21 protein-coding genes are annotated in these 21,020 nt (G+C 70.7%); 12 read left to right on the forward strand and 9 right to left on the reverse strand.

Features of this window, described 5'->3' with window-relative positions; genetic code table 11:
* Positions 1–69: 69 nt before the first annotated feature.
* From AMK18_RS11050 to AMK18_RS11060, 3 genes are all read left to right on the forward strand, one after another.
* Positions 70–540 (forward strand): VOC family protein, encoded by a 471-nt coding sequence (locus AMK18_RS11050; protein ID WP_018101176.1) that lies wholly within the window; start codon positions 70–72, stop codon positions 538–540.
* A 47-nt stretch (positions 541–587) separates the two neighbouring features.
* Entirely contained in the window at positions 588–1,253 is a 666-nt protein-coding gene (locus tag AMK18_RS11055) for a hypothetical protein (RefSeq protein ID WP_073862656.1), read from the forward strand.
* Positions 1,254–1,387: 134 nt separating this feature from the next.
* Positions 1,388–2,362, forward strand: coding sequence for a polysaccharide deacetylase family protein (locus AMK18_RS11060; RefSeq protein WP_443333219.1), 975 nt, complete (start codon positions 1,388–1,390; stop codon positions 2,360–2,362).
* Here the strand turns inward: AMK18_RS11060 and AMK18_RS11065 are convergent.
* Positions 2,353–2,769 carry a DUF6234 family protein gene (locus AMK18_RS11065; RefSeq protein WP_241836537.1) on the reverse strand — a complete coding sequence of 139 codons (417 nt, stop codon included), beginning with the start codon at positions 2,767–2,769 and terminating at the stop codon, positions 2,353–2,355. The genes AMK18_RS11060 and AMK18_RS11065 overlap by 10 nt on opposite strands.
* Before the next feature lie 304 nt (positions 2,770–3,073).
* Between AMK18_RS11065 and groES the strand changes: the two genes are divergently transcribed.
* A complete protein-coding gene (gene groES, locus AMK18_RS11070) occupies positions 3,074–3,382 on the forward strand; it encodes a co-chaperone GroES (RefSeq protein ID WP_018101172.1) in 309 nt (102 codons plus the stop codon).
* Between the two features lie 103 nt (positions 3,383–3,485).
* The gene (gene groL, locus AMK18_RS11075; RefSeq protein ID WP_018101171.1) at positions 3,486–5,111 is read left to right on the forward strand and encodes a chaperonin GroEL; all 1,626 of its coding nucleotides are present in this window, start codon (positions 3,486–3,488) and stop codon (positions 5,109–5,111) included.
* Positions 5,112–5,171: 60 nt separating this feature from the next.
* Here the strand turns inward: groL and AMK18_RS11080 are convergent, their stop codons facing one another.
* From AMK18_RS11080 to AMK18_RS11100, 5 genes are all read right to left on the reverse strand, one after another.
* A complete protein-coding gene (locus AMK18_RS11080; RefSeq protein WP_073862659.1) occupies positions 5,172–6,200 on the reverse strand; it encodes a hydroxyacid dehydrogenase in 1,029 nt (342 codons plus the stop codon).
* Positions 6,201–6,229: 29 nt separating this feature from the next.
* Positions 6,230–7,084, reverse strand: a complete 855-nt coding sequence (locus AMK18_RS11085; RefSeq protein WP_073862660.1) for a carbohydrate ABC transporter permease — start codon at positions 7,082–7,084, stop codon at positions 6,230–6,232.
* Complete coding sequence (locus AMK18_RS11090) at positions 7,081–7,968, reverse strand: carbohydrate ABC transporter permease (protein ID WP_018101168.1); 888 nt, start codon at positions 7,966–7,968, stop codon at positions 7,081–7,083. Before AMK18_RS11090 ends, AMK18_RS11085 begins: the two co-directional genes overlap by 4 nt.
* Before the next feature lie 4 nt (positions 7,969–7,972).
* Positions 7,973–9,301, reverse strand: a complete 1,329-nt coding sequence (locus AMK18_RS11095) for an ABC transporter substrate-binding protein (protein ID WP_073862661.1) — start codon at positions 9,299–9,301, stop codon at positions 7,973–7,975.
* Positions 9,302–9,408: 107 nt separating this feature from the next.
* Positions 9,409–10,521: a substrate-binding domain-containing protein gene (locus tag AMK18_RS11100; protein WP_073862662.1), complete on the reverse strand. Its 1,113-nt coding sequence runs from the start codon at positions 10,519–10,521 to the stop codon at positions 9,409–9,411.
* A 171-nt stretch (positions 10,522–10,692) separates the two neighbouring features.
* On the opposite strand from AMK18_RS11100, the gene AMK18_RS11105 reads away from it, so the two are divergent.
* Entirely contained in the window at positions 10,693–12,456 is a 1,764-nt protein-coding gene (locus tag AMK18_RS11105) for a DUF2264 domain-containing protein (RefSeq protein ID WP_073862663.1), read from the forward strand.
* 19 nt (positions 12,457–12,475) lie between these two features.
* Here the strand turns inward: AMK18_RS11105 and AMK18_RS11110 are convergent, their stop codons facing one another.
* Together AMK18_RS11110 and AMK18_RS11115 are read right to left on the reverse strand one after the other, a co-directional pair.
* On the reverse strand, positions 12,476–13,249 hold the full coding sequence (locus AMK18_RS11110) for an SDR family NAD(P)-dependent oxidoreductase (RefSeq protein WP_073862664.1): 774 nt from the start codon (positions 13,247–13,249) through the stop codon (positions 12,476–12,478).
* 52 nt (positions 13,250–13,301) lie between these two features.
* The gene (locus tag AMK18_RS11115) at positions 13,302–13,973 is read right to left on the reverse strand and encodes an MOSC domain-containing protein (protein ID WP_073863231.1); all 672 of its coding nucleotides are present in this window, start codon (positions 13,971–13,973) and stop codon (positions 13,302–13,304) included.
* Between the two features lie 89 nt (positions 13,974–14,062).
* Here AMK18_RS11115 and AMK18_RS11120 point away from each other — a divergent pair, with 89 nt between their 5' ends.
* Positions 14,063–14,992: a LysR family transcriptional regulator gene (locus AMK18_RS11120; protein ID WP_073862665.1), complete on the forward strand. Its 930-nt coding sequence runs from the start codon at positions 14,063–14,065 to the stop codon at positions 14,990–14,992.
* A gap of 51 nt (positions 14,993–15,043) precedes the next feature.
* Here AMK18_RS11120 and AMK18_RS11125 read toward each other — a convergent pair whose 3' ends face one another.
* Complete coding sequence (locus tag AMK18_RS11125; RefSeq protein ID WP_018101161.1) at positions 15,044–15,370, reverse strand: WhiB family transcriptional regulator; 327 nt, start codon at positions 15,368–15,370, stop codon at positions 15,044–15,046.
* Between the two features lie 425 nt (positions 15,371–15,795).
* Here AMK18_RS11125 and AMK18_RS11130 point away from each other — a divergent pair, with 425 nt between their 5' ends.
* The 5 genes from AMK18_RS11130 to AMK18_RS11150 all read left to right on the forward strand — a co-directional run bounded on the left by AMK18_RS11130 (position 15,796) and on the right by AMK18_RS11150 (position 20,941).
* Positions 15,796–16,407, forward strand: coding sequence for a response regulator transcription factor (locus tag AMK18_RS11130; protein ID WP_003948568.1), 612 nt, complete (start codon positions 15,796–15,798; stop codon positions 16,405–16,407).
* A gap of 248 nt (positions 16,408–16,655) precedes the next feature.
* On the forward strand, positions 16,656–17,231 hold the full coding sequence (locus AMK18_RS11135; RefSeq protein ID WP_018101160.1) for a sigma-70 family RNA polymerase sigma factor: 576 nt from the start codon (positions 16,656–16,658) through the stop codon (positions 17,229–17,231).
* Positions 17,232–17,381: 150 nt separating this feature from the next.
* Positions 17,382–18,884, forward strand: coding sequence for an IMP dehydrogenase (guaB, locus tag AMK18_RS11140; RefSeq protein WP_026171273.1), 1,503 nt, complete (start codon positions 17,382–17,384; stop codon positions 18,882–18,884).
* Between the two features lie 106 nt (positions 18,885–18,990).
* Positions 18,991–20,115, forward strand: a complete 1,125-nt coding sequence (locus AMK18_RS11145) for a GuaB3 family IMP dehydrogenase-related protein (protein WP_018101158.1) — start codon at positions 18,991–18,993, stop codon at positions 20,113–20,115.
* A 427-nt stretch (positions 20,116–20,542) separates the two neighbouring features.
* On the forward strand, positions 20,543–20,941 hold the full coding sequence (locus tag AMK18_RS11150) for a hypothetical protein (protein WP_073862666.1): 399 nt from the start codon (positions 20,543–20,545) through the stop codon (positions 20,939–20,941).
* Positions 20,942–21,020 lie beyond the last annotated feature (79 nt).

The following is a 21,020-nucleotide window of genomic DNA, read 5'->3' on the forward strand; positions in this document are numbered from 1 at the left end:
CGATGAGTTCCGGGCGCCCGCGCGGTCTACCCTTCACGGCACTTTGCCCCTGTACATGAGGAGAGGACCATGCAGAAGGTCACCACGTTCCTTTGGTATCCGAAGGGCGTGATCGAGGAGGCGGCCGACTACTACGTCTCCGTCGTCGGCGGCGACTCGCGCGTCCTGGAGACCACCCGCTGGACCGCCGCGAGCCCCGGCGAGGAGGGCACGGCGATGACCGTACGGTTCCAGCTGGACGGCGCGGAGTACGTCGCGTTCGACGGCGGGCCCGAGATCACCCTCAACGAGGCCGCCTCGCTCTCCGTCGAGTGCGACTCGCAGGAGGAGGTGGACCGGCTGTGGAACGAGCTCACCTCCGGCGGCGGGCAGGAGATCCAGTGCGGCTGGCTCAAGGACAAGTACGGCCTGTTCTGGCAGATCGTCCCGCCGGGCCTCGGTGAGGCGCTCACCGACCCGGATCCGGAGAAGGCCGCCCGCGCGATGAAGGCCATGCTCGGCATGAAGCGCCTGGACATCGAGGCCATCCGCAACGCCTGATCCCCGTGCGGTAATTGGGGCCAGGGGTGCTCGATAGGGTCTGCCCCATGTCCCCTCGCTTCGTGCTGCCGCCGCCCCCGCCGCCCGTGGAGATACGTTCCTGGCCCGACCGGGACGCGCTGCTCGCCGACCGGTCCTTCCTGCTCGGTGTGCTGGTCAAGGCGCACATCGGCCCCGGCCGGCTCGGGCTGCTGTGGCTGTGGGGGGTGGTCGGCGCGATCGGCTGGTCGTTCATCGGGACGGCGATCATCACCTTCGAGGAGTCGTACGACTTCATCAGCGCGATCCTGGGCGTGGTGCTGCTCGCGATGGGCGCCGCCGCCCTGATCCCGGCGGTGATCCTGCTCGTCTCCGGACTGCGCCGGGACGTGGCGCTGCGCCGGCTGCTCACGCAGTGGGGCGAGCTGGACCGCGACCCCGCCCGCGACGCCGGACTCCGGCTCCCCGGCACGAGTCTGGGGTGGCTGCTGCCCTCCTTCGCGCTCGGCGCGCTGGGCCTCTACCTCTGCGTCGTCGTGCCTGCGGGGGCGGTCCGGGGCGAGGACACGTACGGGCTGATGGCGCTGATCATGGGGCTGGGGCTGCTGGCCTGGTTCGTCGGGCTCGTCGGCGTCTTCAAGGCGTTCTGGCACCGGCGCTGGATCGTGCGGACGCTGGCCGGGGCGACCGCGCCGCCGCCCCTGGTGTCCCGGAGCGGCGGCGTCCACCGCTGAAGCCTTTTCGGCCCCTCCGTGTGAGCCACCCGGGGGACCGCGCGTGCCCGGCGGCGGTGTCGTAGCCGATGCCCCGTCACGTACTGGCAGGATCCGGCGCCATGCAGCCAGTACGACAAAAGGACAAATTGGCCATGAATGGGCGTGAAACGGGTCCGGTGACGGGCGGGCGGCAGCGGGTACGGAGTCGCCTGCGGCGCAGACCGGGTTACGCGGTCCTCGCCGCGCTCCTGGTCGCCGCCGCCGCGTCCGGCTGCGCGGCCGGGGACGACTCGGGCGCCGCGGTCCGGAGCGCGAAGGCCCAGGTCGGCCAAGCGGGCCCGCAGGCGGAACCGGCGGCCGGGGCGCTCGGCACCCGCGCGGCGCAGGCGGAACGGGCCAGGCTCGCGCAGGCCGCCCGCGCGGTCGCCGCCAAGAAGTGGGACCTGGCGGCCACGCCGCTCGCGGCGCCCGTACCGCCCGCGAAGAAGCCGCACATCACCACCCGCAAGGGCTTCGAGGTCTCGGGCCAGGACGACTCGCTGCCGCCGGTCTTCACCCGGGTCCCCACCACGGACAAGGTCGTCTTCCTGACCATGGACGACGGGGACGACAAGGACCCCGAGCTGCTGAAGATGATGTCGGAGCTGAACATCCCGTACAGCGCCTTCCTCACCGACTACCTGGTGCGCGACGACTACACGTACTTCGAGGACGCCCAGTCCCGGGGGACCGTGATCGGCAACCACACGCTCAACCACCGCTACCTGCCGGGCCTTTCGCACGACGAGCAGAAGCGTGAGATCTGCGGCCAGCAGGACATCCTCGAGAAGCAGTTCGGCAAGCGGCCCCGGCTCTTCCGGCCGCCGTACGGCAACTACAACACCGACACGCTGAAGATCGCCAAGTCCTGCGGCGTCACCGCCGTGCCGCTGTGGGAGGCGGAGGCGTTCCCCGACCACATGGAGTGGCGCGAGGAGGACCAGAAGCTGCACCCCGGCGACATCATCCTCACGCACTTCCGGGGCAAGGCGGACTGGAAGGGGAGCATGCCCGACCTGGTCCGGTCCGTCATGAAGGTCATCACGGACCAGGGCTACTCGGTGGCCCGCCTGGAGGACTACGTATAGGAGGCGGCGTACGCGCGGGCGTCCCCGGGCTCCGGGCGCGCGTCCTCGTAGGCGCTGTGCCAGGCCGTCAGCGTGAGGACCAGCAGCAGGCATGCGCCGATCAGCTGGACGGTGCCCGCGATCGGAAGCCTCTGACGCAGCAGCACCCCGCCGATCAGGCAGGCCACCGCCGTGATGGCGGCCAGGACGAGAGTGCCGGACCAGTCCATCCCGGGCGGTCCGGCCTCCGTCATGTCCGGGCCCGGCGGTCGGGGATCGGAGCCCGTGTACGCGTAGAAGAGGACCGAGCTGACCAGCATCTCCAGCGCGACGATCAGCAGGCCGAGCAGCGCGTCGAGGCAGCCGGTCATCACCGGTCCCGGGCGGGCGGCGGCCGGGCGGTCCGCGCCGGAGGTTCGTATCCGCATGCCGCCACCGTCCACCGGAACGGTCCGGGGCGGCCCCCGCGTTGTCCCTAAGGTGTCCGGAACGTTGCAGAGCCGCAGCCGTAAGGAGGCGGGCGGGTCCCACGTACGCCACGAGGGGCGTGAATTGGCACTCCGCTTGACCGAGTGCTAATCACGGTCATAGTCTCAGTGCTGGCACTCCCCACTGGAGAGTGCCAGCAGTACTGTGCGACCGGCAGGTCCGGCACCCGCGACGACGGGCCACCTGGTCGCCGACCCAAAGACTGTTAAACCCCGTGAGATCTCCGAAGGGGGAGACCGGATCGTGTCGACCGCCAGCTCCAAGGTTGCGATCAAGCCGCTCGAGGACCGCATTGTGGTCCAGCCGCTCGACGCCGAGCAGACCACGGCCTCCGGCCTGGTTATCCCGGACACCGCCAAGGAGAAGCCCCAGGAGGGCGTCGTCCTGGCCGTGGGCCCGGGCCGCTTCGAGAACGGCGAGCGCCTGCCGCTCGACGTCAAGACCGGCGATGTCGTGCTGTACAGCAAGTACGGCGGCACCGAGGTGAAGTACAACGGCGAGGAGTACCTCGTCCTCTCGGCGCGCGACGTCCTCGCGATCATCGAGAAGTAATTCACCCACGTTTGCTTCTGTTCTGCGCCCCTGGCCCCCTGCGACATAACTAGCCGGGCGGCAGGGGCGCAGTTCTTGTTTTTGAGAGGAACAGTTCAGCTCCATGGCGAAGATCCTGAAGTTCGACGAGGACGCCCGTCGCGCCCTTGAGCGCGGCGTCAACAAGCTTGCCGACACGGTCAAGGTGACGATCGGCCCCAAGGGCCGCAACGTCGTCATCGACAAGAAGTTCGGTGCCCCCACCATCACCAACGACGGTGTCACCATCGCGCGCGAGGTCGAGCTGGACGACCCGTACGAGAACCTCGGCGCCCAGCTGGTGAAGGAGGTCGCCACCAAGACGAACGACGTCGCGGGTGACGGCACCACCACCGCCACCGTCCTGGCCCAGGCGCTCGTCCGCGAGGGTCTGCGCAACGTCGCCGCCGGCGCCTCCCCGGCCGCCCTGAAGAAGGGCATCGACGCCGCGGTCAAGGCCGTGTCCGAGGAGCTCCTCGCGACCGCCCGCCCGATCGACGACAAGTCCGACATCGCCGCCGTCGCCGCGCTCTCCGCGCAGGACCCGCAGGTCGGCGAGCTCATCGCGGACGCGATGGACAAGGTCGGCAAGGACGGTGTCATCACCGTCGAGGAGTCCAACACCTTCGGTCTGGACCTCGACTTCACCGAGGGCATGGCCTTCGACAAGGGCTACCTGTCCCCGTACATGGTGACCGACCAGGAGCGTATGGAGGCCGTCCTCGACGACCCGTACATCCTGATCCACCAGGGCAAGATCGGCTCGATCCAGGAGCTGCTGCCGCTCCTGGAGAAGGTCATCCAGTCCGGTGGCTCCAAGCCGCTGCTGATCATCGCCGAGGACGTCGAGGGCGAGGCCCTGTCGACCCTGGTCGTCAACAAGATCCGCGGCACGTTCAACGCCGTCGCCGTCAAGGCGCCGGGCTTCGGTGACCGCCGCAAGGCCATGCTCGGCGACATCGCCACCCTCACCGGTGCGACCGTCATCGCCGAGGAGGTCGGCCTCAAGCTCGACCAGGCCGGTCTGGACGTGCTGGGCACCGCCCGCCGCGTGACCGTCACCAAGGACGACACCACCATCGTCGACGGTGGCGGCAAGTCCGACGAGGTCGCCGGCCGCGTCAACCAGATCAAGGCCGAGATCGAGGCCACGGACTCCGACTGGGACCGCGAGAAGCTCCAGGAGCGCCTGGCGAAGCTGGCCGGCGGGGTCTGCGTGATCCGCGTCGGTGCGGCCACCGAGGTCGAGCTCAAGGAGAAGAAGCACCGTCTGGAGGACGCCATCTCCGCGACCCGCGCCGCGGTCGAGGAGGGCATCGTCTCCGGTGGTGGCTCCGCCATCGTCCACGCCGTCAAGGTCCTCGAGGGCAACCTCGGCAAGACCGGCGACGAGGCCACCGGTGTCGCGGTCGTCCGCCGCGCCGCCGTCGAGCCGCTGCGCTGGATCGCCGAGAACGCCGGCCTGGAGGGCTACGTCATCACCTCCAAGGTCTCCGAGCTCGACAAGGGCCAGGGCTTCAACGCCGCCACCGGCGAGTACGGCGACCTGGTCAAGGCCGGCGTCATCGACCCGGTCAAGGTCACCCGCTCCGCCCTGGAGAACGCCGCGTCCATCGCGTCGCTGCTGCTCACGACCGAGACCCTGGTCGTCGAGAAGCCGGCCGAGGAAGAGCCGGAGGCCGCGGGCCACGGCCACGGCCACTCGCACTAGCGGTCAGCCACGAAGGCCCGGTCCCCTGCGGGGGGCCGGGCCTTCGCGTTGTTCCACGTTCTACGCCGACCGGTCCAGCGCCGCCGGATGCACCGGCTCCGCGAACGGCCGGCCCTGGGCGTACCGCTCCAGTTCGTCCAGGGCGTGGTCGGTCATGCGGTGGAGTTCGTTGCCGAGGGAGCCGGCCACGTGCGGGGTCAGGAGGACGTTGGGGAGGTTGTACAGCGGGGAGTCGGTGGGGGGGAGTTCGGGGTCTGTTACGTCGAGTACGGCGTGCAGGCGGCCCGGGATCAGTTCGCGGAGCAGGGACGCCTCGTCGATCAGGGAGCCCCGGGCCGTGTTGATCAGCGTCGAGCCGGTCCGCATCAGGGCGAGTTGGCGGGCGCCGATCATGTGGTGGGTCTCGGGGAGTTGGGGGGCGTGCACGGAGACGACGTCGGCGCGGGCGCACAGTTCGTCCAGGGGGACTGGTTCGGCGCCCAGCCGGGCCGCCTCGGCCTCGGTGACGTACGGGTCGTACAGCAGGACCGCCAGGTCGAAGGGGCGGAGCAGCTCGATGACGCGGCGGCCGATGCGGGAGGCGCCGATGATGCCCACCGTGCGGCGGTAGTTGCCGGCCCCGTCCAGCTCGGCGCGCCAGTCGTGGTCGGCGCGGAGCTCGCGGTAGACGTGGGCGGAGTGCGCGACGCGCTTGTTGGCCAGCAGGATCGTGGCCAGGGTGTATTCGGCCACCGGCAGGGCGTTGGCCCCGGCCGCCGAGGAGACGGCGAGGCCGCGCTCCCAGCAGGCGTCGGTGATGTGGTGCTTGACGGAGCCGGCCGCGTGGACGACCGCCTTGAGGCGGGGCGCGGCGGCCAGGACCCGGGGGGTGAGCGGGGTGGCGCCCCAGCAGGTGAACAGGACCTCCGCCTCGGCGAGGGCGGCGGCGACGCGCGGGTCCGGGTCGGCCAGGTCGTGGGCGACGAGGGCCGGGTCCGTACGGGCGAGGGCGGCGAGCCGGGCGCGGTGGCGGGGTTCGAAGAGGCGCTCGTAGATGTCCGGGCCCATGGCGAGCAGGACGGACGGCCGGGGGTCAGTGGTGGACTGCATGGGGGTGAACGACTCCCTTGGGGTGGGGGCTACTTGACGCTGCCGGCGGTGAGTCCGGCCTTCCAGTGCCGTTGCAGGGAGACGAAGGCGACGATCAGCGGGATGACGGCGAGGAGCGACCCGGTGACGACGAGCGGGTAGAAGCCCGGCTCGCTGTGGGTGTTGGTGTTCCAGGAGTACAGGCCGAGGCTCAGCGGGAAGAGCTTGCGGTCCGAGAGCATCACCAGCGGAAGGAAGAAGTTGTTCCAGATCGCGGTGAACTGGAAGAGGAAGACGGTCACGAACCCCGGCATCATCATCGGCAGCCCGATGGAGAAGAAGGTCCGCAGCTCGCCCGCCCCGTCGATGCGCGCGGCCTCCAGCGCCTCGCCCGGGATGTACCCGGCGGAGAACACCCGGGCGAGATAGACGCCGAAGGGGTTCACCAGGACCGGGATCAGCACCGACCAGTACGTGTTGACGAGGCCGAGCTTGCTGGCCAGCAGGTACATCGGCAGGGCCAGCGCGGTCGTCGGGACGAGCACCCCGAGCAGGACGAGCCCGAACAGCTTCTCCTTGCCCCGGAACTCGTACTTGTCGAAGGCGTACCCGGCGGCGACGCAGATCAGCGAGCAGACCGCGGCGCCCACTCCCGCGTACAGCAGGCTGTTCCCGTACCACCGGAAGTAGACGCCGTCCCCGTACGAGGCGATGTCGGAGAGGTTCTTCGAGAGGTCGAAGCCCTTGAAGGAGAAGGTGTCGCCGGCGAGCAGCGAGCCGGTGTCCTTGGTGGCGGCGGTGACCAGCCAGACGAGCGGGAAGAGCATGTAGAGGACGGCCAGGAGCAGCGCTCCGTTGACGGCCGCCTTGGACAGCCAGGGGTTCTTGCGGGTCGTGGTGCTCATGCGCGCGCGCCCTTCCGGCCGGTGAGGCGGGTGACGACGAAGGACAGCAGGGCGGCGGTGAGCGCCAGGAGTACGGAGGCGGCGGCCGCGAGTCCGAAGTCGTTGCGGGCGAAGGCCGCGGTGTAGGCGTACATGTTCGGTGTCCAGGAGGAGGAGACGGCGGACCCGGAGCCGGTGTTGAGGATCAGCGGCTCGGTGAAGAGCTGGAGCGAGCCGATGATCGTGAAGAGCACGACCATCACGACCGAGGACCGGATCAGCGGGAGCTTGATGCTGAACGCGATGCGCCCGCCGCTCGCCCCGTCCACCGTGGCCGCTTCGAGCACCGAGCGGTCGATGGCCTGGAGGGCGGCGTAGAAGATCACCATGTTGTAGCCGAGCCACTCCCACAGCGCGATGTTCACGACGGAGGGCAGCGCGCCGCTCGGCGAGAAGAAGTCGAAGCCGATGCCGCCGGAGTGCATCGCGGAGACGACGGGGCTGAGGCCGGGCGTGTAGAGGTACAGCCAGATCATCGCGGCGATGATGCCGGGCACGGCGTGCGGCAGGAACAGCGCGAGCTGGAAGAAGCGCCGGGCGCGGGCGAGCGCCGAGTCGAGCAGCAGGGCGAGTCCGAGGGCGCCGCCGACCATCAGCGGGATGTAGACGGCGCAGTAGCCGAGGAGGACGAGGAAGCCGTCGCGGAAGACCCGGTCACCCAGCGCCGCCGTGTAGTTGCCGAGTCCGGTGAAGACCGTCTCGGATCCGCCGAAGCCGAGCCCCGACTGCTGTTCGGTGAAGAGGCTGAGCCAGACCGCGTAACCGATCGGGATCAGCATCACGGCGGTGAACAGGACGAAGAACGGGGTCAGCAGGGTCGCGGCGGCGCGGGTGCGGGCTTTCATCCGGTCAGCCCTCGACCTTCAGGCCGCGCTTGGACAGCTCCGCGACCGTCGCGTCGTGGGCGGCCTTCACGGCGTCGGGGATGGTGGTGCCGCCCCCGGCGAGCTTGCCGAAGCGGTCCTTGAGCGTGGTGTTGGTGGTGCCCATCGCCGGGCCCCAGGTCCAGCCCTGCTTGATCGCGGCGCCGCCGTCCTCGAAGACCTGGTAGATGTCCTGGCCGCCGTAGAACTTGGTGTCGAACGCCTTCTTGGCCGCCGGGCGCAGGGCGAGCGCGGCCGGGAACGCGCTGGAGGTGCCGGAGGAGATACGGGCCTTGATGCCGTCCTCCGTGGTGGTCATCCAGGTCGCGAACTCGACGGCCGCGGCGGCCTTCCCGCTGTTCTTCGGCACCGCGAAGGTGGTCCCGCCGAGCATGCCGCCCGCGGGCTTGCCGTCCCAGGTCGGGATCGGGGCGACGGCCCACTTGCCGCTCTGCTCGGGCAGGGTGCCGCCGAGGACGCCGCCGCCCCAGGAGGCGCCGAGGTAGCCGATGGTGCCGCCGGTCTTCAGGGAGTTGGTCCAGGCGGGCGAGAAGGAGGCGTCGGTGCGGACCAGGCCGTCCTTCACCAGGCCCTGCCAGTAGTCGGCGACCTTGGTGGTGGCGGCGTCGGTGGTGTCGACCTTCCAGGTGTCGCCCTCGGCCTTGAACCACTGGGCGCCGGCCTGCCAGACCATCGCCTCGAAGGTGGTCGGGTCGTCCGGGAAGAAGGTGCCGATGCGGGCCTTGGAGTCGGCCTTCTTCACCTTCTCGGCGGCGGACTTGAACTCGGCCCAGGTCTTGGGGACGTCGATGCCGTACTTGGTGAAGAGGTCCTTGCGGTAGAAGAACGCCTGCGGCGCGGCGTCGAAGGGGACTGCCCAGCTCTTGCCGCCGAGCGTGGTCTGCTCGATCGCCTGCGGGAGGAACTTCTTCTTCACGTCGTCCGTGAGGTACTTCCCGATGTCCTGGAATCCGCCCTGGCTGACGTACTCGGGGAGCTGCGGGTACTCGACGGAGACCAGGTCGGGGGCGTTGCCCGCCTTGATCGCGTTGGAGATCTTCGCGTAGCCGCCGGCGTTCCCGGAGGGGGTCTCCTCGAACTTCACCTGGATGTTCTTGTGCGAGGCGTTGAACGCGTCCACGACCTCCTTGGTGCCCTTGGCCCAGCCCCAGAAGGTGATGGTCACGGGCTTGGCGGCGGTGCCGGTGCCGCCGCCCCCGGAGTCGTCCCCGCTCCCGCCGCAGGCCGTGACGACGGCGAGGGCGGTGACGGCTCCGGCTATGGAAAGAGTCGTTCTGCTCCAACTGCGGTTCACGGCGGGCTCCTGAGTCGACGGTGACAGGGACGTTGGGCGTGATCCTTGGTCCACCGATGACCGAAGTCAAGAGCGAAAGATTGATTGATCGAGAAAAGATCAGAACGTTATCGAGCGGTCGAGGCCCGCACCCGCAGCCGCGGCAGCAGCGCCAGGTGCCTGCCCGGCTCCTCCTCGTCGGCCCCCGAACCGTCCCGCCCGGCCCCGTCCCGCCCGGCCGCGAGCCGCCCGATCAGCAGCTCCGTCGCGTACCGCCCGACGTGCCGCTTGGGCGGGCTGACCGCGGTGAGCGGGATGTCGCCCAGCGCCGCGACCTCGTCGTCGTACGCGATCACCGCCAGGTCCTCCGGCACCCGCACGCCCAGCTCCGACAGGCGCTGCACCAGGTGGATCGCGTCCACGTCGTTGTGCACCAGCACCGACGTGGCCCGGCCGGAGGCCACCGCGTCGCGCACCTCGCCCACCGCCTCCTCGAAGCGGCCCGGGTCCACCTCGGGCCCGGACGTCCCGATCATCGCGGGCGCGCCCTCGGCGAGGCCCAGCACCGCGAGCGCGTCCTCGTAGCCGGAGCGCACCGCGAGCGCGGTCGGGCTGTCGGCGCGGGCCACCAGGAGCGGGGTGGCGTGGCCGAGGCCGATCAGATGGCGCACGGCGAGCAGCACCCCGTGGCGGTGGTCCGAGCAGACCCGGTCCAGGCCGTCCAGCGGCGATCCGGGCGCCGGGGTGCGCTCCAGGAGCACGGCGGGCACCGGAAGACCGGCCATCCAGTCCCCGTACGCCGCCTGGTCCTCGGCGCCCCGCCAGGCCGGGGCGATGAGCAGCCCGTCGGCCCCGGAGGCGAGCAGCCCCTCGGCGCGCGCCCGGTCGCCCTCGGGCCGGTAGTCCGAGATCCGCAGCACCAGGCGGCCCCCGGCGCGCGCGGCCGCCTCCTGCGCGCCCCGGATGACCTCGGCGAAGTAGTACGTCGCGGAGGGGGCGATCAGCCCGAGCACCGGGCCGCCGCCGGGGCCGGGACCGGCGGGCGTCGCGGCGTCCCGGGGCCAGGAGACCGAGCCGTGGACCCGGTCCAGCAGCCCGCGCTCGGCCAGCGCCTCGGCGTCGCGGCGCGCCGTGACGGGGGAGACCCCCAGCAGGCCGGCCAGGTCCGAGACACGGGCCGAGCCGCGCTCCCGTACCAGGGCCAGAAGTCGGTCGTGACGTTCAGCTGCACTCTCGCGCACGGCGGCAGTCCCCTTGTTGATCGCGATGTGGTGGCTCGGCTCGCCAGACCCTAATCCACTGTGATCGATTGATGGAAGTTTCGATCATTCGCAACGTCATCCCTTGACGTTCGATCAACCCGCGGTTCAGGATTCCCTGCGACGCCGAAGTCCGCCTCCCCTGGGAGCATCATGCCCACGACCAGTCCGTACACGGGGTACACCCGTGCCGATTGGGAGCGCGCGGCCGACCGACTGCTGCTCGCGGTACGCCCCTACGCCTCGCCCCGCCACGGCCGCATCGACCTCCCCGGCCCCCGGCCGAGCTGGTCCGGGCCCCTCTCCGACGGCCTGGAGGGCTACGCCCGCACCTGGCTGCTCGCCGCGCTGCGGACCGCCGGAGCGCACGGCGAGGACCCGCACGGCTTCCTCGGCCGGTACGCCGAAGGGCTCGCCGCCGGTACGTCGGACCCGGCGGGCAGCCCCGACGCCTGGCCCCGCATCGCGGACGTCCCCCAGGCCATCGTGGAATCCGCGTCCATCGCCCTGGGCCTGCGCCTCACCCGGCCCTGGCTCTGGGACACCCTGGACGACGCCACCCGGCAGCGCGCCGTCGACTGGCTCCTCCCCGCCCTCGACGCGCCCCCGGTGAACAACAACTGGTGGTTCTTCGGGCTCACCGTCGGCGGCTTCCTCCAGGACGCCGGCATCGAGACCGACCGCGCCCGGAAGACCATCGACCGCGCGCTGGAACACGTCGAGGACTGGTACCTGGGCGACGGCTGGTACAGCGACGGCCCGAACCGCTCCTTCGACCACTACAACGCCTGGGCGATGCACTTCTACCCGGTCCTGCACGCCCACCTCGGAGGCGACCGGGACCTCCTGGACCGCTACGGCCCCCGCCTGCACCGCCAGCTGGACGACTACACCCGGATGTTCGGCGCGGACGGCGCCCCCATGCCCTTCGGCCGCTCCCTCATCTACCGCTTCGCCGCCGCGGCCGCCCCCTGGCTCGGCGCGATGACCGGCCACACCCCGCTCACCCCGGGCGCGACCCGCCGCCTCGCCTCCGGCGCCCTCCGCCACTTCCTGGACCGCGGCGCCACCGACCGGGACGGCCTCCTCACCCTCGGCTGGCACCGCCCGTACGCGCCCATGCTCCAGACCTACTCCGGCCCGGCCTCCCCGTACTGGGCCTCCAAGGGCTTCCTCGGACTCCTGATGCCCCCGGACCACCCCGTCTGGACCGCCACCGAGGAGCCGCTGCCCGCCGAGACCGCCGACGCGGTGACCGTCCTCGGCCCGACCGGGATGCTCCTCCAGTCCACCGCCGCGGACGGCCTCGTCCGGCTCCACAACCACGGCTCGAACCACGTGGGCGACGAGGAGGACCCCGGCTACGCCCGCTTCGCGTACTCCACCCGGACCGGCCCCACGCACGGGGACGCCGAGCGCGACAACCACTTCGCGCTGCTCCCCGAGGGGAAGCCGACCGCCCGCCTCACCGCGGACCCGCTCGGCCCCGCCGCCTCCGCGCACACCCCGCTCCCCGGCGTCCGCGTCGTCTCCGCCGTCCTCGCCCACGGCCGCGCCGAGGTCCGCGCGCATCTGGTCACGGGCGCGCCCGACGGCACGCCCGTCCGCCAGACGGGGTGGGCGACCGGGGACGACGGAACGCTCACCGCCCAGCTCCACCCGGTCCACGGCTACGCGGGCGGGGTCCGCGAACTGCCCGGCGGGGACACCATGTTCGGCGAGACCTCCCGGCTCCTGGCCGTCGAGGGCACGACCGCCGGACCCCGGTCCCTGTTCGTCGCGCTCGCCTCGCTCACCGGTGAGGCGGATCCGGCGCCCGTCGGCACCCTCGCCGGGATCCGCGTACAGAGCCCCCACGAGATCCGGGTGACCTGGCAGGACGGCAGCACCGCCGTACTCCGCCTCCCGGCGGAGTGAAGGCTCCCTGCTGCGGGCTCTACTGCGGCCCGTACTTGCGGCCCGTCCGCGAGGTCAGCCCGCCGAGCAGGCCGCGCGGGGCCAGCTTCACCGCGCCCATCAGTACCTTGTAGCGCGGGTCCGGGATCGACACCGGCTTCCCGCGCGCCAGGTCCGCGAGCGCGGCCGTCACCAGCTTGTCCGCGTCGAGCCACATCCAGCCCGGGATGTTGCCCGTGCCCATCCCGGCCCGCTGGTGGAATTCCGTCCGCACGAAGCCCGGGCACAGCGCCATCAGCCGCACCCCGGACCCGGCCAGGTCCTTCGCCGCGCCCTGGCTGAACTGCACGACCCACGCCTTCGAAGCCCCGTACGTGCCGCGCGGGACGAACGCCGCGACCGAGGCCACGTTGACGATGCCGCCCCGGCCGCGCTCCCGCATCGGGGCCGCCGCCGCCGAGGTCAGCCGCAGCACCGCCTCGCAGTGCACCTTGAGCATCGTCAGCTCGTCGGCCATCGGGACCTCCAGATAGCGCCCCTTGTTCCCGAAGCCCGCGTTGTTCACCAGCAGGTCGACCGGGTGCCGGGCGTCACCGAGGCGTTCCTCGACCGCGCGGATGCCCTTGTCCTCGGACAGGTCGGCCCGCAGCACCTCCGCCTCGATGCCGTGCCGGTCGTGCAGCTCGGTCGCCTGCTCGCGCAGCCGCTCCGCGTCCCGGGCCACCAGGACCAGGTCGTACCCGTCGGCGGCGAGCCGCCGGGCGAAGGCGGCACCGATACCCGCCGTCGCGCCCGTGATCAGTGCAGTCGTCATACGCGGCACGTTAGAGCATCCCGGAACGGCGCCTCCGGGGGCTCCCGCGGCCTCAGGAGGCGGTGAGCTCCGCCGCGTACGCGCGCGCCTTCCGCAGCGTCGACGGGGACAGCGCCTCGCCCGCCGGGAGGAGCAGCGGCAGCAGGTCGCGCCGGGTGGTGACGGCCCGGAACTGGAGCTCCACGGTCACCTCGTGGTCCGGCCGGTGCACGATCTCGACCGGGTCGCCCGCGCGGACGGACCCCGGTGTGATCACCCGCAGATACGCCCCCGGGGCCGCCGCCTGCGTGAACCGCTTCACCCAGCGGGCCTCGTCCAGGTGGCCCTGGAACGTGCGGCACGGGATGCGGCCCGAGGCGACCTCCAGGACCAGCTCCCCGCCGATCCGCCAGCGCTCGCCGATCAGGGCCTCGCCGACCCGCAGCCCCGCCGTGGTCAGGTTCTCGCCGAACGAGCCGTTGCGCAGCGTGCGGCCCAGCTCCCGCTCCCAGGCGTCCAGGTCCTCGCGGGCGAACGCGTACACCGCCTGGTTCGAGCCGCCGTGGTGGCGCAGGTCGCACACCGCGTCCCCGGCGACACCGCTGCCGCCCTCGCCCTTGGGGCCGGGGTCCGACACCCGCACCGGGCCGTCCACGGGGTGCTTGTCGATCCCGGTCCTGCCGCCGGGGGCGTCGGTGTAGGACGCCGCCGTGGGACGCCCCGCGTTCACGGTCAGCACAGTCATCGCGGTCATACCGGAACGGTATCCAAGGCGGACTCAAAGTCACACACGGATATCCTGCGACCGCCCCAAGCATTGCTTATGCTGGAGGGGTGATCGAAGCCCGCCACCTCCGCGTCCTGCGCGCCGTCGCCGCCACCGGCTCCTTCTCCGCCGCCGCCCGGGAGCTGGGCTGCACCCAGCCCGCCGTCAGCCAGCAGATGAAGGCCCTGGAGTCCTCGGCCGGGACCACGCTGCTCATCCGGACCGGCCGCGAGATGCGGCTGACCCAGGCGGGCGAGGCGCTGGTGCGGCACGCCTCCGGCATCCTCGCCGGGCTCACCGCCGCCGAGGAGGAGGTCGCCGCGATCGCCGGACTGCGGGCGGGCCGGGTCCGGCTCGTCTCGTTCCCGAGCGGCAGCTCCTCGCTGGTCCCGGGCGCCCTCGCCGCCCTGCGCGCCGCCCACCCCGGCACCCGGGTCTCCCTCGTGGAGGCCGAGCCGCCCCGGTCGGTCGAGATGCTGCGCGACGGCGACTGCGACATCGCCCTCGCCTTCCGCTACGGGGAGCCGGGCGCGGAATGGGACGACCTGGTGGTCCGCCCCCTGCTCACCGACCGCCTCACGGGCCTGGTCCCCGAGGGCCACGCGCTGGCGGACCGGGACGAGGTCGGCATCGCGGAGCTGGCCGGCGAGTCCTGGATCGCCGGGTGCCCCCGGTGCCGCAGGCAGCTCGTGGAGGTGTGCGAGGAGTCCGGCTTCACCCCGCGCATCGACTTCGCCACCGACGACTACCCGGCGGTGATCGGCCTGGTCGGCGCGGGCCTGGGCGTCGCCGTCCTGCCCGCCCTGGCCATCGAGTCGGTACGCCCCCGAGGTGCCAGGACCCTCACAGTGGCCCCGGCCATCGAACGCGAGATCGTCGCCCTGACCCTGCCCGACCTGGCCAGAGTCCCGGCGGTAGCGGCCACCCTGGACCAGCTGGCGCTGACAGCACGCCATTCCAGCCCCACCGGCGCCAAATCCAGCCCCGCCGGCGTTTGAGGCGCGGGGTGGGGTGCAGAAACGTTTCTCCCTCGGTGCGCGCAGCAACGGTCACCCGTGCCCAGGCGGAGACGCCGGCGCCGCAGCGGTGATCAACCGATTGCGCGCACGCCCCATCAACTCCTCACGCTCGTCCTCGGTGAGCCCACCCCACACCCCATAGGGCTCACGAACGGCCAAGGCATGCGCCGCGCACTCCGCGCGTACGGGGCACCGCATGCAGACCTCCTTCGCGGAGGTCTCGCGCGCGCTCCGAGCCGCACCGCGTTCCCCCTCGGGATGGAAGAAGAGCGAGCTGTCGACCCCGCGGCAGGCCGCCAGCAGCTGCCAGTCCCACAGATCGGCGTTGGGTCCGGGAAGTCGGGAGAAATCGGCCATTGCTTGTCCCCTCGAAACCGTGCTGAGTCGGAAGCGTCGTGTGCGTCGTGGGTGGGTGCTTGTCGATGACCGTGTACAAGACCGTACATCTACGGTGTTAGTAGATGTAAATATGACTGATTGCGAATCTAGCCACAGACACCACCAAAAGGGAAGAAATCCCGCTAAATGGGGCACAGGGCCGCCAAAAGTTTCGGTTGACGACTGGACGACCCGTGGCGCTCTCCTCCGTGAGCGCGTACTCACGTAGAGTGCCGAACTCGGTCTTCCGACCCGTAACTCTTTCGAGTGACCATCGTTGAGAGTGCGGAGGCGGTTGGCAGAAAGAGCGATCGGGCAGATGTCCGAGAGCGTCAACCGCACAGGTGACGACTTGTAACAGCCTGGAGGCTCAAGGTGACGCGCATCAGCTGCGGAGGGCGGTCATGACTTCCGTCCTCGTCTGCGACGACTCCCCGCTTGCCCGAGAAGCGCTCCGTCGCGCGGTCGCGACCGTGCCCGGCGTCGAGCGGGTGACGACGGCCGCCAACGGCGAGGAAGTCCTCCGCCGCTGGGGTGCCGACCGTTCGGATCTGATTCTCATGGACGTACGCATGCCCGGGCTCGGGGGGGTGGAGACGGTCCGCCGGCTGCTCTCCGCCGATCCCGGCGCCCGGATCATCATGCTGACCGTCGCCGAGGACCTGGACGGCGTCGCGCTCGCGGTCGCCGCCGGTGCCCGCGGCTATCTGCACAAGGACGCCTCCCGGGCCGAGCTCCGGGCGACCGTCACCCAGGCGCTGGCCGACCCGACGTGGCGGCTCGCCCCGCGTCGGCTGCGGTCGGCCGAGATGGGTGCGGCGCCCACGCTCACGGCGCGCGAGATCCAGGTGCTGGAGGGGATGAGCCACGGCCGCTCCAACGCGGAGATCGGCCGTGAGCTGTTCCTCTCCGAGGACACGGTGAAGACGCACGCCCGGCGGCTCTTCAAGAAGCTCGGCGCCTCGGACCGCGCCCACGCGGTGGCCCTGGGCTTCCGGTGGGGCCTGGTGCGCTGACAGTCGGCCGGGCCCGACGGGCCCGGGCAGGGGTGCGGCGCAAGCCGCCGTACCCCGCCGATCCGGCGGTATGTGACGCTTCCCGGCCGATGCCGCATCCTTGAGACGTGGAGTTCCTCGGGAACGATTCGGTCGAGCGGAAGGGGAGGGCGCAGGACATGACTTCCGGCGCACCCGCTCATAACGCTTCGGTGCACAACTACGGAGGCGGTGCCGCGGATGAAGCGGGGCCGGGGCACCATGGTTCGATGCGCGACGACGGGACGACGGTGATCGGTGCCCTGGTGCACCGCGCCGTCGAGGGCGACGCGCAGGCTACGCACGACCTGCTCGCCCACGTCCACCCGCTCGCCCTGCGCTACTGCCGGTCCCGGCTGAACCGGCTGCCCGGTGACGCCCGCCACTTCGTGGAGGACCTGGCGCAGGAGGTCTGCGTCGCCGTGCTCATGGCGCTGCCGCGCTACAAGGACACGGGCAGGCCCTTCGAAGCCTTCGTCTTCGCCATCGCCGGTCACAAGGTGGCCGACCTCCAGCGCGCCGCGATGCGGCACCCCGGCTCGACCGCCGTGCCCTCCGACGAGATGCCGGAGCGCCCCGACGACTCGCTCGGTCCCGAGGAGCGCGCACTGCTCAGCAGCGATGCCGCCTGGGCCAAGAAGCTCCTGGCCAACCTTCCGGAGAACCAGCGCGAACTGCTCGTGCTGCGCGTCGCCGTCGGGCTGACCGCCGAGGAGACCGGCCAGATGCTCGGCATGTCCCCGGGCGCCGTCCGGGTCGCCCAGCACCGGGCGCTCAGCCGCCTCCGAGCCCTTGCGGAACAGTGAGCCGAGCGGGAGGCCGGGCCCCTCGGAGACGTACGCCACAGCCGTAGAAAGCTACAGAAACCGCGGGTGATCTTGCTCGTGGAATGAGACGCCTCCCGAGGCCGTTAGCATGGACATCCGCACCGATCAAGGCCATTTGGGGAAGGTGTCATGACTGCAAACGTCGACGGAGTGCCCGAGAAATTCGCGACGCTCGGGCTGACATACGACGACGTGCTGCTGCTGCCGGGCGCATCCGAAGTGCTGCCCAACGCGGTCGACACCTCGACGCTCATCTCGCGCAACGTCCGCGTCAACATCCCGCTGCTGTCCGCCGCCATGGACAAGGTCACCGAGGCCCGCATGGCCATCGCGATGGCCCGTCAGGGCGGCGTCGGCGTGCTGCACCGCAACCTGTCGGTCGAGGACCAGGTCAACCAGGTCGACCTGGTCAAGCGGTCCGAGTCCGGCATGGTCACCGACCCGATCACGGTCGGCCCGGACGCCACCCTCGCCGAGGCGGACGCGCTCTGCGCCAAGTTCCGCATCAGCGGTGTCCCGGTCACCGACCAGGCGGGCAAGCTGCTCGGCATCGTCACCAACCGCGACATGGCCTTCGAGTCGGACCGCTCGCGCCAGGTGCGCGAGGTCATGACGCCGATGCCGCTCGTCACGGGCAAGGTCGGCATCTCCGGCGTGGACGCCATGGAGCTGCTGCGCCGCCACAAGATCGAGAAGCTGCCGCTGGTGGACGAGGCGGGCCTCCTCAAGGGCCTCATCACGGTCAAGGACTTCAAGAAGGCCGAGCAGTACCCGAACGCGGCCAAGGACGCCGAGGGCCGGCTGCTCGTCGGTGCCGCCGTGGGCGCCAGCCCCGAGGCGCTGGACCGCGCCCAGGCGCTGGCCGAGGCGGGCGTCGACTTCCTCATCGTGGACACCTCGCACGGCCACAACAGCAACGCGCTGAACTGGATGGCCAAGATCAAGTCGGCCGTGAACGTCGACGTGATCGGCGGCAACGTGGCGACCCGCGACGGTGCCCAGGCCCTGATCGACGCCGGTGTGGATGGCGTCAAGGTCGGCGTCGGCCCCGGCTCCATCTGTACGACCCGCGTCGTCGCCGGCATCGGCGTCCCGCAGGTCACCGCGATCTACGAGGCCGCGCTGGCCGCCCGCGCGGCGGGCGTCCCGGTCATCGGCGACGGCGGCCTGCAGTATTCGGGCGACATCGGCAAGGCGCTCGCGGCCGGTGCCGACAGCGTGATGCTGGGCTCGCTCCTCGCGGGCTGCGAGGAGTCCCCGGGCGAGCTGATGTTCATCAACGGCAAGCAGTTCAAGTCGTACCGGGGCATGGGCTCGCTGGGCGCGATGCAGTCCCGCGGCCAGGGCCGTTCCTACTCCAAGGACCGGTACTTCCAGGCCGAGGTGGCCTCGGACGACAAGCTCGTCCCCGAGGGCATCGAGGGCCAGGTGCCCTACCGCGGCCCCCTCGCCAACGTGCTGCACCAGCTCGTCGGCGGCCTCCGCCAGACCATGGGCTACGTGGGCGCCGCGACCGTGGACGAGATGGAGAGCAAGGGCCGCTTCGTGCGGATCACCTCGGCGGGCCTCAAGGAGAGCCACCCGCACGACATCCAGATGACGGTCGAAGCACCGAACTACAGCAAGAAGTAACGCGCCACGCGAGCACGAGGGGCGGCCCGGGGGTTCCCGGACCGCCCCTTCGGCGCGTGTCGGGGATACTGGACAGCGCAGACGCAGAGGGAAAGGCCACATCATCGTGACTGAGATCGAGATCGGGCGCGGCAAGCGCGGCCGCCGGGCATACGCATTCGACGACATCGCCGTCGTCCCGAGCCGCCGGACCCGCGACCCGAAGGAGGTCTCGATCGCCTGGCAGATCGACGCCTACCGCTTCGAGCTGCCGTTCCTGGCCGCCCCCATGGACTCCGTGGTGTCCCCGCAGCACGCCATCCGCATCGGCGAGCTCGGCGGCCTCGGCGTCCTCAACCTGGAAGGGCTGTGGACGCGGCACGAGGACCCGCAGCCGCTCCTCGACGAGATCGCCGAGATGCCCGTCGAGACGGCGACCCGCCGGCTCCAGGAGATCTACTCCGCCCCCATCCAGGAGGAGCTGATCGGGCAGCGCATCAAGGAGGTGCGCGACTCCGGCGTCGTCACCGCCGCCGCGCTCTCCCCGCAGCGCACCGCGCAGTTCTCCAAGGCCGTGGTCGACGCGGGTGTGGACATCTTCGTCATCCGGGGCACCACGGTCTCCGCCGAGCACGTCTCGGGCGCGGCCGAGCCGCTGAACCTGAAGCAGTTCATCTACGAGCTGGACGTCCCGGTGATCGTCGGCGGCTGCGCCACGTACACCGCGGCCCTGCACCTGATGCGTACGGGTGCGGCCGGTGTCCTCGTCGGCTTCGGCGGCGGTGCCGCGCACACCACGCGCAACGTGTTCGGCATCCAGGTCCCGATGGCGACCGCCGTCGCCGACGTGGCCGGTGCCCGCCGCGACTACATGGACGAGTCCGGCGGCCGTTACGTGCACGTCATCGCGGACGGCGGCGTCGGCTGGTCCGGCGACCTGCCGAAGGCCATCGCCTGCGGTGCGGACGCCGTGATGATGGGCTCCCCACTGGCCCGCGCGACGGACGCGCCCGGCCGCGGCCGGCACTGGGGCATGGAGGCCGTCCACGAGGACGTGCCGCGCGGCAAGCTGGTGGACCTGGGCTCGGTCGGCACGACCGAGGAGGTCCTGACCGGCCCCTCGCACACCCCGGACGGCTCGATGAACATCTTCGGCGCCCTGCGCCGCGCGATGGCCACCACGGGCTACAGCGACCTCAAGGAGTTCCAGCGCGTCGAGGTGACGGTCGCGGACTCCCAGCACCGCCGCTGACAACATCTCTGCCCTTTTTGGGGCCTGAAGCGCCGTCAGGTGCTTCAGGCCCCGTTCCGTGTTCTGCTGCCCGGCATGGAACGGCAGTTGTCCGGGTTGGCGGTGGCCGGGAATTCCGAAGGCTCAGATTTGGATCAAGTTTGCGCGCTTGGGCGGTGCCCCTCGGACGAGCGCTGTTAGCTTTGATCTGCATAGAACGACCAACGTTCGTGGGGGAACACGAGACTTGGTCGTTTTCGACCAATTCCTGAGTCGTGTCTGCCGGCTCCGTCGGTGAAGCGATGGAAAACGAGGGGGATTTTTGTCCAGGAACGCATTTTCATGGGTCCGTGCGGGCCGTAGTTCCGTTGTGGTTCTCGCTTTGGTGGCCGGAACTTTGGGAGTGGCAGCCGAAACCAGCTCGGCGGCTGCACTGAAGAGTTGTACCGTGCGTAGCAACGGCAAGACCTATGAGTTCTGCAAAATCAAGAATGTCAAGTACCTCGGCCTTCAGACGGGCAAGAACTACATCGCCCTCGTGCGAGGGCGTGGTCCCATGACCCTGAGGCTTTCGAGCACCGAGACCGTGAGCAACACCAAGAGCTCCAAGTTCGATGTCACCGCTGGAGCGGTATCGGTGGCGGTCGGCTTCGATGTCACCAAGTCACGAACGAAGAGCATGTCCGGCACCTGGGCCGTTCCGAAGGGGAAGATGGGCACCCTCAAGGCGTACCCGGTCTACAAGGCGTACTCCTTCTCGGCCTACAGCAAGCTCGACGGAAAGTATGTAGGCAAGGGTGTGGCTCGAAAGGCCATCGGCTACCACTACACGCACTCTGCAAAATAGGGGACTTTTGCGTGGCGGGTTATTGATGGGGTGCCGGGACGAAAAGCGGGCGGCGTCACCTTCTGGAAAGGTGGCGCCG

The sequence above is a fragment of the Streptomyces sp. CB01249 genome (assembly GCF_001905735.1).
Taxonomy (GTDB): Bacteria; Actinomycetota; Actinomycetes; order Streptomycetales; family Streptomycetaceae; genus Streptomyces.

Bases quoted from the DNA above. Each gene is read 5' to 3' on its own strand.
- AMK18_RS11090 (WP_018101168.1), bottom strand. From the start codon at position 7,968: ATGAAAGCCCGCACCCGCGCCGCCGCGACCCTGCTGACCCCGTTCTTC.
- AMK18_RS11115 (WP_073863231.1), bottom strand. From the start codon at position 13,973: ATGACTGTGCTGACCGTGAACGCGGGGCGTCCCACGGCGGCGTCCTAC.
- AMK18_RS11080 (WP_073862659.1), bottom strand. From the start codon at position 6,200: ATGCAGTCCACCACTGACCCCCGGCCGTCCGTCCTGCTCGCCATGGGC.
- AMK18_RS11050 (WP_018101176.1), top strand. From the start codon at position 70: ATGCAGAAGGTCACCACGTTCCTTTGGTATCCGAAGGGCGTGATCGAG.
- guaB (WP_026171273.1), top strand. From the start codon at position 17,382: ATGACTGCAAACGTCGACGGAGTGCCCGAGAAATTCGCGACGCTCGGG.
- AMK18_RS11125 (WP_018101161.1), bottom strand. From the start codon at position 15,370: ATGGCCGATTTCTCCCGACTTCCCGGACCCAACGCCGATCTGTGGGAC.
- AMK18_RS11085 (WP_073862660.1), bottom strand. From the start codon at position 7,084: ATGAGCACCACGACCCGCAAGAACCCCTGGCTGTCCAAGGCGGCCGTC.
- AMK18_RS11105 (WP_073862663.1), top strand. From the start codon at position 10,693: ATGCCCACGACCAGTCCGTACACGGGGTACACCCGTGCCGATTGGGAG.
- AMK18_RS11130 (WP_003948568.1), top strand. From the start codon at position 15,796: ATGACTTCCGTCCTCGTCTGCGACGACTCCCCGCTTGCCCGAGAAGCG.
- AMK18_RS11055 (WP_073862656.1), top strand. From the start codon at position 588: ATGTCCCCTCGCTTCGTGCTGCCGCCGCCCCCGCCGCCCGTGGAGATA.
- AMK18_RS11060 (WP_443333219.1), top strand. From the start codon at position 1,388: ATGAATGGGCGTGAAACGGGTCCGGTGACGGGCGGGCGGCAGCGGGTA.
- AMK18_RS11065 (WP_241836537.1), bottom strand. From the start codon at position 2,769: ATGCGGATACGAACCTCCGGCGCGGACCGCCCGGCCGCCGCCCGCCCG.
- groL (WP_018101171.1), top strand. From the start codon at position 3,486: ATGGCGAAGATCCTGAAGTTCGACGAGGACGCCCGTCGCGCCCTTGAG.
- AMK18_RS11135 (WP_018101160.1), top strand. From the start codon at position 16,656: ATGCGCGACGACGGGACGACGGTGATCGGTGCCCTGGTGCACCGCGCC.
- AMK18_RS11110 (WP_073862664.1), bottom strand. From the start codon at position 13,249: ATGACGACTGCACTGATCACGGGCGCGACGGCGGGTATCGGTGCCGCC.